Raw genomic sequence first — 13,744 nt, 5'->3', positions numbered from 1 at the left:
TGTGCTTGGGTGAGATCGTGCTCACATCGACCGAACGGTTAGTCGAAACCAATGGCGTGACATTGCGGGTGATCGAGGCGGGTGAGCGCGGAAATCCGGTGGTGGTGCTGGCCCACGGATTCCCCGAGCTGGCCCATTCGTGGCGCCACCAGATCCCGGTGCTCGCAGCGGCCGGCTATCACGTCCTGGCTCCTGACCAGCGTGGATACGGAGGCTCCTCGCGTCCGTCGGCCATCGAGGACTACGACATCGTGGCGCTGACCGCCGACCTCGCCGGGTTGCTCGACGACGTCGGCGTCGACAGCGCAGTGTTCATCGGACACGACTGGGGCTCGCCCGTCGTCACCAACTTCCCACTGTTCTTCCCGGACCGGGTCCGCGCGGTGGCCGCCCTGAGCGTGCCCCCGGTACCTCGGGCGTCCGCTCCGCCGACGCAGATCTGGCGCCGGATCGTCGGCGACAACTTCTTCTACATCCTCTACTTCCAGGAACCGGGCGTCGCCGATGCCGCGCTGGGCGCCGATGTCCGGGAGTCGATGCGTCGCATGATGACGATGGAAGGCGTCAGCGCACCCCCCGAGCAACTGGCCGACCGACCGGTGCCGCCGCTGCCGGACTGGATCAGCGCCGACGAATTCGAGCCCTACGTGCAGGCGTTCACCGAGACCGGTTTCACCGGGCCGCTCAACTGGTACCGCAACTTCGACCGGAACTGGGAGCTCACCGAGAGCACTCCGGCCCGGACCATCACGGCGCCCACGTTGTTCCTGGCCGGCACCGGCGACCCGGTGCTCGGCTTCACCCCGCGTGACCGGGTGCGTGACGTGGTGGCCGGCGATTACCACGAGGTGCTGATCGACGGCGCCGGGCACTGGCTGCAGCAGGAACGCCCCGAGGAGGTCAACAAGGTGCTGTTGGACTTCTTGGAGGGCCTCAAATGACTCCGTTGAACTTCGGCGTCTTCATCACGCCGTTCCATCCCGTCGGCCAATCCCCCACTACCGCACTGCAATACGACATGGATCGGGTCGAGGCCCTGGACCGGCTGGGCTATGACGAGGCCTGGTTCGGCGAACACCATTCCGGTGGTTACGAACTCATCGCCTGTCCCGAGGTGTTCATCGCCGCCGCGGCCGAACGGACCAGGCACATCCGGCTGGGCACCGGCGTGGTGTCGCTGCCGTATCACCACCCCCTCATGGTGGCCGACCGGTGGGTTCTGCTCGACCACCTCACCCGCGGCCGGGTGATGTTCGGGACCGGACCGGGCGCACTGCCGTCGGATGCCTACATGATGGGCATCGACCCGGTGGATCAGCGACCGATGATGCAGGAGTCCCTCGAAGCCATCCTGGCGTTGTTCCGCGCCGCCCCCGACGAGCGGATCAGCCGCAAGACCGACTGGTTCACCCTGCAGGATGCCGCGCTGCACATTCGTCCCTACACCTGGCCGCATCCGGAGATCTCCACCGCAGCAATGGTTTCCCCGTCCGGACCGCGCCTGGCCGGGGCGCTGGGCACGTCGCTCCTTTCCCTGTCGATGTCGGTACCCGGCGGTTACGCGGCCATCGAGACCACCTGGGACACCGTGCGCGATCAGGCCGCCAAATCCGACCGGCCCGAACCGGACCGGAAAGACTGGCGGGTGCTCGGCATCATCCATCTCGCCGACACCCGCGAACAGGCCATCGAGGACTGCACATACGGCCTGCAGGATTTCGCCAACTATTTCGGCGCGGCGGGCTTCGTGCCGCTGTCCGAGAAGACCGAGGACACCGGTTCGGCCTACGAGTTCGTGGAAAACTATGCGGCAGGCGGCAATTGCTGTATCGGCACCTCCGCCGACGCGATCGCCTACATCCAGGATCTGCTGGACCGCTCCGGCGGGTTCGGCACCTTCCTGCTCCTGGGCCACGACTGGGCACCACCGGCCGCCACCTTCCACTCCTACGAACTGTTCGCCCGCGAGGTGATCCCGCACTTCAAGGGCCAGCTCACGGCGGCGCGGGCGTCTCACGACTGGGCCAAGGGCATGCGGGATCAGCTGTTCGGCCGCGCCGGGCAGGCGATCGTCAACGCGATCACCGAAGCAACCACCGAGGGGAAGAACTGATGCGCGCCGCGGTCCTGCGCGACGGACGGATGATCGTCCGCGACGACGTGCCCGAGCCGGTGCCCGGCCCCGGGCAGGTGCTGGTCGAGGTGAAGGCCTGCGGAATCTGCGGGTCGGACCTGCATTTCGCCACCCACGGCGCAGACATGCTGGCCGCCGGCGCCGAACTCGAAGGCGTACCCGACATGGACATCGACCTGGCCGGTGATGTCTACATGGGCCACGAGTTCAGCGCCGAGATCCTCGACGCCGGACCGGGAACCGAAGCCCCCGCCGCCGGGACGCTGGTCACCTCGGTACCGGTCCTGATCTCCGAGGGCGGGATCGCGCCGATCGTGTACAGCAACAGCACCGTCGGCGGCTACGCCGAGAAGATGCTGCTGTCGGCGCCGCTCCTGCTGCCCGTGCCCAACGGCCTGAGCGCCACCCATGCCGCGCTCACCGAACCGATGGCCGTCGGCTTGCATGCGGTCAACGCGTCCCGCATCGAACCCGGCGAGGCCGCACTCGTCGTCGGCTGCGGCCCCGTCGGTATCGCCATCATCGCCGCGCTGAAACTAGGTGGCGTGGAAACGATTGTGGCGTCTGACTTCTCCCCCACCCGGCGCGAGCTCGCCGTCACCATGGGCGCCCACACCACGCTGGACCCGGCCGTGGATTCACCGTTCCATCAGTGCCGACCCTCGGTGGTGTTCGAGGCGGTCGGCGCACCCGGGATCATCGATGACGTGCTGCGCCGCGCACCGGCGGGCATCCGGCTGGTGGTGGCCGGGGTCTGCATGCAGCCCGACACCGTGCACCCGTTCTACGCGATCACCAAGCAGATCAGCATCCAGTTCGTCTTCGGTTACGACGCGAGCGAATTCGCGTCCTCGCTGCGCGCCATCGCCGAAGGCGAGATCGACGTGGCGCCGATGATCACCGGGACCGTGGGCCTCGAAGAGGTGGGCGCCGCTTTCGGTGACCTCGCCTCGCCGGACCGGCACTGCAAAGTCCTGGTGACGCCGTGATGTCCCGGTAGGGTTCGCCTCATGCCGATCGCTGGGAATGCGAAGTTACGGGTCCTCGGCGTTGCCGCGGCGGGATTGATCGCCGTCAGTGCAAGCGCCTGCGATACCACCTCAGGCCCCGCAGGGGGCGCACCCGACGGCGCCCGGCAGGTGACCGTCGTCGGGTCCGGCCAGGTGCAGGGCGTACCGGACACCCTGACCGCGGACGTGGCGATGGAGTTCAGCGCCCCCGACGTGTCGGGCGCGCTCAATCAGTCGAGTCAGCGGCAGCAGGCCGTGATCGATGCGCTGGTCGGATCGGGCATCGACCGCAAGGACATCAGCACCACACAGGTCAGCGTGCAGCCGCAGTTCAACGACAACACGATCTCGGGGTACCGCGCCAGCAATGCGGTCAAGGTCAAGATCCGCGACACCGCCAAGGCCTCACAGACCCTGGCCCTGATCGCGAGCACCGGAGGCGACGCCACCCGTATCAACTCGGTCGACTACTCGATCGAGGACGATTCGGACCTGGTGCGCGACGCCCGCGCCCGAGCCTTCGACGACGCCAAGAACCGAGCCGAGCAGTACGCCGGGTTGTCCGGACTGCACCTGGGCAAGGTGATCTCGATTTCTGAACAGCCCGGTGGCTCGACCCCGCCCCCGCCCACCCCGATGCCGCGCGCCGCGATGCAGGCCGTTCCGCTGGAACCCGGTCAGCAGACGGTGGACTTCTCGGTGACGGTGGTCTGGGAGCTCACCTAGCCGGCTCAGCCCGCAGGCGCGATGTCGACGGGGATGCCGTTGAGCACCGCGGTGCCCGACAACGGGTCGAGATGGGTACCGTCGTTGAGCTGATTGACGTTGGCGCCGGGCCGGCTGGCCGCGAGTTGCTGACCGGTTCCGCCGCGGTCATGACCCCAGCCGTGCGGTAGCGAGACCACGCCGCGGCGCATGCCGTCGTTCACCTCGACCGGGGCGAGCAGTTCACCGCCCGGGCCCTTGATCACGGCGATGTCGGTCAGCCCCAGATCGGCCGCGTCGTCGGGATGGATCTGCAGGGTGCACCGGTTGGAGCCGCCCGACAGCGCAGGCAGATTGTGCATCCAGCTGTTGTTGGACCGCAGGTGGCGCCTGCCGATCAGCAGGAACCCTCCTGCCGTGCGGCCGAGCGCGTCGCGCAGCCGCGCCACGTCGGCGACGATCGGCTCCGGCGCGAGTTCGATTCGCCCACTTGGGGTTCGAAGTATCTCCGGAATCCGTGGTTGCAGCGGCCCGAGGTCGATACCGTGCGGGCTGGCCTTCAACCGCTCCATGGTCAGCCCGTCGGGCCTGGCGCCGAACGCGTCGCCGTAGGGGCCGAGCCGCAGCATCATGTCGAGGCGGCGCTCGTAGCCCGGCCCCGGATAGAGCATCGCGGTGAGCTCGTCGACGTCTCGCCCGGCCACCGGCGAACAGGGGTCGGCGGTCTCCTTGGCCAGCGTCGTGGCGATCACCTGCGCGTCGACGAGCGCCGGGTCCCCGTCGGCCCCGATGCCGTAGAGGATCAGCGCGAGCCGGGACAGGATCTCGGGCTCGTCGGGCCGACCGTCGAGCGGCAACGCCGGCGAGGAGTACCGCACGTTGTTGCGTACCGCGAGGTTGTTCAGCGCGACGTCGAAATGCGCGCTGCGAGCCGGCGGGGGCGGCGGCAGGATGACGTCGGCGTGGCGGGTGGTCTCGTTGAGATACGGGTCGACGGACAACATGAATTCCACGCTGTCCAGCGCCCGGTCGAGCCGGTCGCCGTCGGGTGCGGACAGCACCGGGTTGCCCGCGATCGTGATCATCGCCTTGATCTGTCCCTCGCCCGCGGTGTCGATCTCCTCGGCGAGCGCGGCCGCCGGCAGTTCGGACAGCGCTTCGGGATAGCCCGATACCCGGCTGGCCCACCGGCCGGTCTTGAAGCCACGGCCCGGTCTCGGCGGACGCGGTGCGGGCGCGGCAGCTCCGAGCGCGAACATCGCCCCGCCGGGCCGGTCGAGGTTGCCGGTGAGGATGTTGATGACGTCGACGAGCCAGCTGCCGATGGTCCCGAATTCAACCGTGGAGGTGCCGATGCGGCCGTAGACGGCTGCCGTCGGGGCTGCCGCGAGCTCGCGGGCCAGTTCTCTGATCTCGTCGGCGCCGACGCCGCACGCCGGGGCGACAGCCTCGGGCGAGAACTCATCGGCCAGCGCACGGACCTGCTCGACGCCGGTGACGTGCTCGGCGAGCCGGCCGAGGTCGACGAGATCCTCCTCGAACAGCACGTGCACGATGGCGAACAGCAGGGCCGCATCGGTGCCCGGCCGGGGCGCGAGGTGCCGGTCGGCGAGTTTGGCTGTCTGGGTGCGGGCGGGGTCGATGACGACGAGCTTGCCGCCACGCTTGTGCAGCGCCCGCAGCTTGCCAGGGAAATCGGCGGCGGTCGCCAGGCTGCCGTTGGACACCAGCGGATTTGCGCCGATGATCACCAGGTAGTCGGTGCGGTCCAGATCGGGCACGGTGAACGCGACCGCGCTTCCGAACATCAGACCCAGCGCCACATGTTTGGGCATCTGGTCCAGGGTGCTGGCACTGAACACCTGCCGGGTGCCCAGGCCCCGGATGATCAGCGGGGCGTAAAGGCTGCCCGCGATGGTGTGCGCGTTCGGGTTGCCGAGGTACACCCCCACCGAGGATCCGCCGTGCGCACCGATCACCGCGCCGAGCCGCTCGGTGACGACGGCATACGCCTCATCCCAGGTGGCCTCGGTCAGCACGCCGTCACGGCGGATCAAGGGCTGGGTCAGCCGGTCCGGATCGTTGTCGAGCTCCCCGAAGCTGGCGCCTTTGGGGCAGATGAAACCGGCGCTGAACACGTCATCGCGGTCGCCGCGGGCGGCGGTCACCACGCCGTCGTCGATGGTCAGCGTCAGGCCGCAGGTGGCCTCGCAGAAGGGGCAGATCCGAAGGGCCGTACGGGTATCAGCCATGCCTCAAGATTCTGCGCCGGACCCCGCCTTTTTGTAAGCCTCCGGCTCAGGGCGTTTCGTACACCTTTGGTTCGAGGGTGCCGATGTAGGGCAGGTCGCGGTATCGCTCGGCGAAGTCCAGGCCGTAGCCGACGACGAACTCGTTGGGGATGTCGAAGCCCACGTAGGCCACGTCGAGTTCGGTGCGTACCGCCTCGGGCTTACGCAGCAGCGTGCACACCCGCAGCGAGCGGGGACGACGGGTGGCCAGGTTGCGCAGCAACCAGGACAGCGTGAGGCCGGAGTCGATGATGTCCTCGACGATCAGCACGTCGCGGTCATTGATGTCGCGGTCGAGATCTTTGAGGATCCGCACCACGCCCGAGGAAGAGGTGGACGAGCCGTACGAGCTGACCGCCATGAACTCCAGCTGCGTGGGCAACGGGATGGTGCGGGCCAGATCGGTGACGAACATGACCGCGCCCTTGAGCACGGTGACCAACAGCAGGTCGTCGTTGCCCAGATTGTCTCGGTACTCCTCGGCAATCATCTCGGCGAGTTCGACGGTGCGGGTCCGGATCTGCTCTTCGGACAACAGCACCGATTTGATGTCTCCCGCATACAGCTCGGCAGAGTCGACAGCCACACCGAACAGCGTGCCACGTGAGGGGGCCGCTTTCCAACGCGGATCGCTACACCGGTTCGGTGTGCAACTTCAGCGCTCCGCCATGCCGCGCCGCGAACAACCGCTGTTTGCGCAGCCCGGAACCGACGGCCACGCCGCCCTGCCCGCGCCAGGCCGTCACCAACCGGTCGACCGCACGGATCTGGATGTCGGTCAGATCACACGCGCCGCCGTCCAGCAACCAGACCCGGATCACGCGGCGCCGCAACGCGCCGGGCAGTGCCGCCAACCGGGCGGTGTCCAGACCGCCGGGCCCGGTGCGCGCCCCGGCCAGGGCCTCGCCGGCGAGGGCATCGAGTGTCTCGGTGTCCTCCCGCAGCGCGGTGGCGGTGCGGGCCAGCGCCTCGGCCACTCCGCCGCCGAGCACGTCCTCCAGCAGCGGCAGCACCTCGTGGCGCAACCGGACCCGGGTGAACCGGCGGTCGGCATTGTGCGGGTCCTGCCACGGGGTGAGGCCGAGTTGGTCGCAGACCGCGTGGGTCAGCGTGCGCCGCACGCCCAGCAGCGGCCGGTGCCACGGCGGGTCGTGCGGCCGCATCCCCGCGATCGAGCGGGCGCCCGATCCGCGGCCCAACCCCAGCAGCACCGTCTCGGCCTGATCGTCGAGGGTGTGGCCCAGCAGTACCGGTGCGCCGTCACGTGCCGCATCCAGTGCGGCGTAACGGGCCTGACGCGCCGCCGCCTCCGGGCCGCCGGCACGGCCGACCTCGACGGTAATCACCTGCGCTGCAACGCATCCCAGAGCCAGCGCCTGTCGGCGCGCGGCGTCGGCGACCGTGTCGGATCCGGACTGCAGCCCGTGGTCGACGATCAGCGCGGTGGTGGGCCGCAGGTTCGCCGCGACCGCGGTCAGCGCCAGGGAGTCCGGACCGCCCGACAGTGCGACGCACCAGGTGGAGCCGTCGATGCCCCCGGCGTCGGCCGCCACCGATTGCCGCAGCGCGGCTACAGCACCCGATCGATCCATCGTTGCGGTTCGTCGATCTCTTCGGGCTGCGGCAGGGTGTCGGGACCGGACCAGATCGTGTTGAACCGGGCCATCCCGACGGCGCCCACCACATGGTCGACGAACGCCTTGCCCCGCGTGTACTGACTCAGCTTGGCGTCGAATCCCAGCAGCGTGCGGACCACGCGCTGCAGCGGAGGCTGCTTCCGCTGCCTGCGGTCGTCGAAGCGGCGCCGGATGGTGGAGACCGTCGGCACCACCGCGGGGCCGACGGCGTCCATCACGTGATCGGCATGGCCCTCCAGCAGCGTGCCCAGCACCAGCAGCTGGTCCAGCGCGCGGCGCTGCGGCTCGGCCTGCACGGCGCGCATCAGGCCCAGCACACCCTTCGAATTCGGGTCCGGCTCCGACCCGTTGCGCTGATTGCGGACGAACTGGGCGAGCCGGCCCGCCACCTCGGCGACATCCTCACCCGCGTCCTGGGTGAGCACTGCCAGGGCCTGCGACATGTGGTCGGTCAGCCAGGGATTGGCGCGGAACTGCACCCGGTGCGTGACCTCGTGCAGACACACCCAGAGCCGGAAATCAGCCGGGCTGACCCGTAATTGGCGTTCCACCGCGATGACGTTGGGATACACCAGCAACAGCTCGCCGCCGTCGGGACCGAACGGGTCGTATTGCCCGAGGATGCCTGAGGAGATGAACGCCAGCACCGCACCGGTCTGCGCCCCGGTGACCCGTCCGGTGATGAATCCCGGCTTCTGCGTGTCGCTTTCGTCACCAGGCTGGACGCCGGTGGTCATCACCCGCATCGAACGTGTGGCCGCCCGGATCCACTGCGGACGGTCCACCACGCGGGCCTCGGGCACCTCCGCGCCCTCGTTCAAACCGGTCACCTCACGCACCGGCAGCTCAGCGGACTTCGAACTCTCCGAGAGCTGCTCGATCAGCTGGTTGCGGGTGTAGTCGGTGGTAGCCGGGGCCGGCCGGACCAGCTTCGCCCCGACCGCGGCGGCGAAATCCCAGTCCACCGCGCGTCCCGCGGTCACGGCGACCCGATCGTTCACGTGCCACACCCGCAGGACCGCAGCACGGCGGCCAGCTCGTCGATCGCGGTGCGCCCGGTGGGCCCGGCATTGTTGGAGATCAGCGCGAACGTCAGCACCCGCCCGCTGTCGTCGGTGACGATGCCGGCCAGGGCGTTGGTCCCGGTCAACGACCCCGTCTTGGCCCGCAGCCAGCCCGCGGCGTCACGGCCGGCGTCGGTGTCCAGGTAGCGGTTGGACAGCGTGCCGCTGCCGCCGGCGATGGGAAGCAGGTCCACCAACGGCCGCATGGCCGGTTCGGTGTTGCCTGCCGCGACGTTGACCACCTCGTCGAGAATCCGGGCGCTCAGCCGGTCATCGACCGACAGGCCGCTGGAATCGACCAGCTTGGCGGCCGACATGTCGATGCCGATGCCTTCGAGTTGGCTCAGCACCGCGTCGACCCCGCCGTCGAAGCTCTGCGGCCGGTGCATCTGGGCGGCAACCTCGCGGGCGATCGACTCGGCCATCACGTTGTCGGACTCGTTCATCATCTGGCGCAGCCGCTCGATCAGCGGCGCCGACTGCACGGCGGCGATCTGCTTGCCCGAAACCGCGCTTGGCAGCACCGTCACCGACGCGGGATCGACCTTGAGCGCGACCGCCAGGGCCCGGCCCGCATCGAGGGCCGGTGTCGTCGACCGCCGGGATTCGACCGTCGTCGGCTGGATGCGGCCGCCGTCGAGCATCACCGGTTCCATCGGGGCGATGTCGCCGCCCTCGATGTCGGCGGGATCCCAGCCCGGCGCCATCGTCGGACCGCTGTACTCGCTGGTGTCCACCCGCACCGCGGTCACCGTGATGCCGCTGCTGCGCACCTGATCGGCCAGGTCACTGATCCGGGCCGCCCCCTTGTACCAGGTATCGGTGTCCTCGGGCGCCGCCGACAACGTGGTGTCCCCGCCGCCCTTGAGCACCACCAGACCCGGCTGCGAGTCCACGGCCAGGACCGTGGTGGCCAACCGGGCATTGCGGTCCAGAGTCAGCAACGCGGCAGCCGTCGTCAGCACCTTGTTGACCGAGGCCGGCTGCATCGGCACCCCGGAATTCTGTTCCCACAGTTCGGCTCCGGTCTCGGCGTCGGTGATCCGCCCGGTCACGTCGCCCAGATCGGGATTCGCCAGAGCCGGTGCCAGCGCGGCCGCCAGCCCACTCACCGTCGGCATCGGCGCCGACATGTCCACCGGGACGATGCCCGGGCTCGCGGTCGCCGCCGCGGGCGCAGGCGCGACGGCCTCGGCTTCGCTGGAGCGGTGCCCGGTGAGTACGGCAGCAACCGCCACAACAGCGGCGACCAGCACCAGGACCACGACGCCAACCGCCACATGGGTGGACTGCCGCCACCGTGTGGGCCGCATATTTCTCCTGCTCTGCCGGTGGTGGGGACGAGCCACCCGTTTAGGCCAGACTATCGCTCCATTAGGGTTGACCCGCGTCGTCGCCCGACGACCAACGCCTGACCGCAGATGCGAAGGAGCCGCGACGGTGAAGTTCGACGTCGTCATCGAGATCCCGAAGGGTTCGCGCAACAAGTACGAGGTTGACCACGAGACCGGCCGGGTCAAGCTCGACCGCTACCTCTACACCTCGTTCGGTTACCCGACCGACTACGGGTTCTTCGAGAACACCCTCGGCGAGGACGGCGATCCGCTGGACGCGCTGGTCCTGCTGCCCGAGTCGGTGTTCCCCGGCTGCACCGTCGAGGCCCGCCCCGTCGCGATGTTCAAGATGACCGATGAGGCCGGCGGCGACGACAAGTTGCTGTGCGTGCCCGCCGGGGATCCGCGCTGGGACCACATCCAGGACCTCGGCGATGTGTCGCAGTTCGAGCTCGACGCCATCAAGCACTTCTTCGTGCACTACAAGGACCTGGAGCCGGGCAAGTTCGTCAAGACCGCCGACTGGGTGGGCCGCGAAGAGGCCGAGGCCGAACTGCAGCGCTCGATCGAGCGGTTCAAGACCGAAGGACACTGATCGGCCCGCCGATCGACGGCCACTGATTTAGCCTCGCTGTAACATGGGGTAACTCCCCTGTGCCCTGCGCCTTCCATGATTGACCAGGTGTTGATGCATCAGGGCATGGGACTTGAGGCGTACAACGCATTGCCCCTGCGGCGTGCGGTGCACGCCGTGTACGAGTGCTGTTACAGCGTGGTCCTGTCCACCGACCTGGCCGGAGGACGGCCGTTCGCCGACCACGACTCGCTGTTCCGCCAGGCCGACGCCCTGCTGTTCAGCCTCGGTGAGGATTCCATCGACCGCGTGCTGCAGGCCTATCCGCACATCGGCAGACGGCCGCGCAGCCCGAAGTCGGTGTGCGAACAGTGCTCGGTGTGGGACGACGATCCCGCGGTGATGGCACAGCTCAACGCCGAGGTCCAGCACTACGCCGAGCGGTTCGGGTTCGGCTTCGTGATGTTCGTCGAGGACTGCTGCGCGCACCGGGCCATGACCGGGGTCGTCGATCGGTTGCACAACGACCGTGACACCGAACGCAAGGTCGTCCGCAACGAGTTGGCCCGCATCAACCGGGCCCGGCTGGAACGCATGCTCGGCCCCGAGGGGGGCTACTACAACTGGTAACCGGTCGTCACCGGACCAGGTTGTTCAGCGGCTCACCGCGTTCGAGCCGGCCGATGTTGACGGCGATGTCGTCGGCCCTGGCGGCGAACGTATTGGCCGTCACCCCGGATACGTGCGGGGTCATCAACACGTTCGGCAGCGTATGGAACGGCAATTCGGCCGGCTCGCCGTAACCGGTGGCATCCGGATAGCGGTACCACACGTCGATCGCCGCCGCGGCGATCACGCCGGTCGACAATGCTTCGTAGAGGGCCGATTCCACCACCAGCGGGCCGCGCCCGACATTGATCAGGACACCGGAGGCACCGAGCGCACCGAGCTGCGGCGCACCTATCATGCCCACGGTCTGCTCGGTCAGCGGCGCGCACACCACGACCAGTTCCGACTCGGCCATCAGCTGGTCGAGTCCGCCGCTGCCGGCGGCCCAGCGCAATCCTTCGGCGGTGGCGTCGAGGTTCCCGCTGCCGGTGACTGCCGCACCGTCGGCTCCGAAGGCGCGCAGCAGATTCCAGCTGCTGCGGCCGATGTGCCCGAATCCCACGAAGCCGACGCAGGCGCCCTGCAACGAGCTCGACTGCCCGATCGTGCGGTCATAGCCCGGGCTCGCCCAGCGTCCCGTCCGCAGCGCCCGGTCCTGCTCCAGGAGATGTCGTCGCAGCATCACCGCGGCGCCGGCGATGTACTCCGCGATGGACTGCTCATGGTTGAACGTGTTGGCGACCATGACCTCTGACCCGAGGCCGTCGAAGTCGATCTTGTCCGTGCCGGCCCCGTTGACGTGCACCAGGCGCAATCGGTCTGCCACAGCAGCCATCTCAGCCGTGAAGCGGCTGCCCACGAACACCTCGGCATCCCGCAGGTCGTCCACGATCCGACTGTCGCCGGGGACATGCCAGCTCACGGCCGCACGCTCGGGCAACGCGGCTTCCAGGCGGTCACGGTGGGCGATCAGGTACGAGTCGGCTACGACGATCTTCAAGGCGTCCCTCTCAATCCCGCTGCAGTGCAGGCCGTTTGCTGTCGAACTTCCAGCCGGGAATGAGGTACTGCATCGCCACCGCATCATCGCGGGCGCCCAGCCCTTTGGCCAGATACAGCTCGTGAGCCGCCGCGACCCGGTCCTCGTCGAGCTGAACCCCCAGGCCCGGGGTCGCGGGCACATCAAGGTAGCCGTCGACGATCCGGAACGGGTCCTTGGTGATCCGCTGGCCGTCCTGCCAGATCCAGTGCGTGTCGATCGCCGTGATGTCGCCCGGCGCTGCCGCGGCGACGTGGGTGAACATCGCCAGCGATACGTCGAAGTGGTTGTTGGAGTGCGAACCCCAGGTCAGACCCCAGGCGTCGCAGAGCTGCGCAACCCGCACCGAGCCGCTCATCGTCCAGAAATGCGGATCGGCCAGCGGGATGTCGACGGCGCCGGCCCGGATCGCGTGCCCCAGCTCGCGCCAGTCGGTGGCGATCATGTTGGTGGCGGTCGGCAGCCCGGTAACCCGTTTGAATTCGGCCATCACCTCGCGACCGGAGAATGCGCCCTCCGGCCCGACCGGATCCTCGGCATAGGCAAGCACATCGGTGAGCTCACGGCAGGTCTCGACGGCGTCGGCCAGCAGCCAGCCGCCGTTGGGATCAAGCGTGATCCGCGCGTCGGGAAATCGTTCGGCCAGCGCGGTGACGGCCTTGGCCTCGTCGGCCGCGGGCAGTACGCCGCCTTTGAGCTTGAAGTCGCGGAACCCGTAGCGGGCTCGGGCGGCCTCGGCGAGGCGGACGACCGCCTCGGGCGAAAGCGCCTCGTCGTGGCGGATCCGGAACCACTCATCGGCGTCAACAGGCTCATCGGCCGCCGACCGGTAATCCAGGTCGGTGCGGTTGCGGTCGCCGATGAAGAACAGATAGCCCAGCGCCTGGACGCGGTTGCGCTGCTGGCCGTCGCCGAGCAACGCGGCCACCGGTACACCCAGATGCTTGCCCAACAGATCCAGCAGCGCCGACTCCACGGCGGTGACGGCGTGCACCATGACCCGCAGATCGAAAGTCTGCGCACCGCGCCCGGCGCTGTCCCGGGAAGCGAACTCACGCCGGATGCTCGCCAGGATGGCGTGGTAACCGCCGAGGGAGCGGCCGACCACCAGCGGCCTGGCATCGTCGAGGGTCCTGCGGATGGCCTCACCGCCCGGCACCTCCCCCACCCCGGTGTTCCCATCGGAATCTTTGACGATCAACAGGTTTCGGGTGAAGTACGGGCCGTGCGCGCCGCTGAGGTTGAGCAGCATGCTGTCATGGCCCGCGATCGGTATCGCGATCATCTCGGTCACGACAGGAGTCGCGTTCTGTGCACTCATCGGTACTCCAATCTCATGGGCGAAAC

13 protein-coding genes are annotated in these 13,744 nt (G+C 68.6%); 6 read left to right on the top strand and 7 right to left on the bottom strand.

What is annotated here, in order from left to right:
* Positions 1-17: 17 nt before the first annotated feature.
* From BN2156_RS23815 to BN2156_RS23800, 4 genes are read left to right on the top strand one after another with little or no spacing between them, the layout of a single operon-like run.
* Positions 18-941, top strand: a complete 924-nt coding sequence (locus BN2156_RS23815; protein ID WP_210436697.1) for an alpha/beta fold hydrolase — start codon at positions 18-20, stop codon at positions 939-941.
* Complete coding sequence (locus BN2156_RS23810) at positions 938-2,113, top strand: LLM class flavin-dependent oxidoreductase (RefSeq protein WP_090517297.1); 1,176 nt, start codon at positions 938-940, stop codon at positions 2,111-2,113. Before BN2156_RS23815 ends, BN2156_RS23810 begins: the two co-directional genes overlap by 4 nt.
* The gene (locus BN2156_RS23805) at positions 2,113-3,123 is read left to right on the top strand and encodes a zinc-binding dehydrogenase (protein WP_090517296.1); all 1,011 of its coding nucleotides are present in this window, start codon (positions 2,113-2,115) and stop codon (positions 3,121-3,123) included. The genes BN2156_RS23810 and BN2156_RS23805 overlap by 1 nt, the downstream gene beginning before the upstream one ends.
* Positions 3,124-3,144: 21 nt before the next feature.
* Positions 3,145-3,870, top strand: coding sequence for an SIMPL domain-containing protein (locus tag BN2156_RS23800; RefSeq protein WP_090517295.1), 726 nt, complete (start codon positions 3,145-3,147; stop codon positions 3,868-3,870).
* 5 nt (positions 3,871-3,875) lie between these two features.
* Here BN2156_RS23800 and BN2156_RS23795 read toward each other — a convergent pair whose 3' ends face one another.
* From BN2156_RS23795 to dacB, 5 genes are read right to left on the bottom strand one after another with little or no spacing between them, the layout of a single operon-like run.
* On the bottom strand, positions 3,876-6,101 hold the full coding sequence (locus BN2156_RS23795) for a molybdopterin oxidoreductase family protein (RefSeq protein ID WP_090517294.1): 2,226 nt from the start codon (positions 6,099-6,101) through the stop codon (positions 3,876-3,878).
* A gap of 46 nt (positions 6,102-6,147) precedes the next feature.
* A complete protein-coding gene (hpt, locus tag BN2156_RS23790) occupies positions 6,148-6,726 on the bottom strand; it encodes a hypoxanthine phosphoribosyltransferase (protein ID WP_090517293.1) in 579 nt (192 codons plus the stop codon).
* A 46-nt stretch (positions 6,727-6,772) separates the two neighbouring features.
* On the bottom strand, positions 6,773-7,732 hold the full coding sequence (tilS, locus tag BN2156_RS23785) for a tRNA lysidine(34) synthetase TilS (protein ID WP_090517292.1): 960 nt from the start codon (positions 7,730-7,732) through the stop codon (positions 6,773-6,775).
* On the bottom strand, positions 7,711-8,778 hold the full coding sequence (locus BN2156_RS23780) for an Rv3626c family coenzyme F420 biosynthesis-associated protein (RefSeq protein ID WP_162490918.1): 1,068 nt from the start codon (positions 8,776-8,778) through the stop codon (positions 7,711-7,713). The genes tilS and BN2156_RS23780 overlap by 22 nt, the downstream gene beginning before the upstream one ends.
* Positions 8,775-10,154 (bottom strand): D-alanyl-D-alanine carboxypeptidase/D-alanyl-D-alanine endopeptidase, encoded by a 1,380-nt coding sequence (gene dacB / locus BN2156_RS23775; protein ID WP_090517291.1) that lies wholly within the window; start codon positions 10,152-10,154, stop codon positions 8,775-8,777. Before dacB ends, BN2156_RS23780 begins: the two co-directional genes overlap by 4 nt.
* A 127-nt stretch (positions 10,155-10,281) precedes the next feature.
* Between dacB and BN2156_RS23770 the strand changes: the two genes are divergently transcribed.
* Both BN2156_RS23770 and BN2156_RS23765 read left to right on the top strand, forming a co-directional pair.
* On the top strand, positions 10,282-10,770 hold the full coding sequence (locus BN2156_RS23770) for an inorganic diphosphatase (RefSeq protein ID WP_090517290.1): 489 nt from the start codon (positions 10,282-10,284) through the stop codon (positions 10,768-10,770).
* 93 nt (positions 10,771-10,863) lie between these two features.
* Positions 10,864-11,379, top strand: coding sequence for a 2-oxo-4-hydroxy-4-carboxy-5-ureidoimidazoline decarboxylase (locus BN2156_RS23765; protein ID WP_162490947.1), 516 nt, complete (start codon positions 10,864-10,866; stop codon positions 11,377-11,379).
* A 7-nt stretch (positions 11,380-11,386) separates the two neighbouring features.
* On the opposite strand, the gene BN2156_RS23760 is transcribed toward BN2156_RS23765, so the two are convergent.
* Complete coding sequence (locus BN2156_RS23760) at positions 11,387-12,358, bottom strand: 2-hydroxyacid dehydrogenase (RefSeq protein WP_090517288.1); 972 nt, start codon at positions 12,356-12,358, stop codon at positions 11,387-11,389.
* Between the two features lie 10 nt (positions 12,359-12,368).
* Positions 12,369-13,718 carry an enolase C-terminal domain-like protein gene (locus tag BN2156_RS23755; protein WP_090517287.1) on the bottom strand — a complete coding sequence of 450 codons (1,350 nt, stop codon included), beginning with the start codon at positions 13,716-13,718 and terminating at the stop codon, positions 12,369-12,371.
* Positions 13,719-13,744 lie beyond the last annotated feature (26 nt).

Source organism: Mycolicibacterium neworleansense, assembly GCF_001245615.1.
Classification (GTDB): domain Bacteria; phylum Actinomycetota; class Actinomycetes; order Mycobacteriales; family Mycobacteriaceae; genus Mycobacterium; species Mycobacterium neworleansense.
Note: the sequence above shows the minus strand (reverse complement) of the source record. Positions and strands in the feature narration are given on the sequence as shown.

Bases quoted from the DNA above. Each gene is read 5' to 3' on its own strand.
- BN2156_RS23810 (WP_090517297.1), top strand. From the start codon at position 938: ATGACTCCGTTGAACTTCGGCGTCTTCATCACGCCGTTCCATCCCGTC.
- BN2156_RS23805 (WP_090517296.1), top strand. From the start codon at position 2,113: ATGCGCGCCGCGGTCCTGCGCGACGGACGGATGATCGTCCGCGACGAC.
- BN2156_RS23800 (WP_090517295.1), top strand. From the start codon at position 3,145: ATGCCGATCGCTGGGAATGCGAAGTTACGGGTCCTCGGCGTTGCCGCG.
- BN2156_RS23795 (WP_090517294.1), bottom strand. From the start codon at position 6,101: ATGGCTGATACCCGTACGGCCCTTCGGATCTGCCCCTTCTGCGAGGCC.
- tilS (WP_090517292.1), bottom strand. From the start codon at position 7,732: ATGGATCGATCGGGTGCTGTAGCCGCGCTGCGGCAATCGGTGGCGGCC.
- dacB (WP_090517291.1), bottom strand. From the start codon at position 10,154: ATGCGGCCCACACGGTGGCGGCAGTCCACCCATGTGGCGGTTGGCGTC.
- BN2156_RS23765 (WP_162490947.1), top strand. From the start codon at position 10,864: ATGCATCAGGGCATGGGACTTGAGGCGTACAACGCATTGCCCCTGCGG.
- BN2156_RS23755 (WP_090517287.1), bottom strand. From the start codon at position 13,718: ATGAGTGCACAGAACGCGACTCCTGTCGTGACCGAGATGATCGCGATA.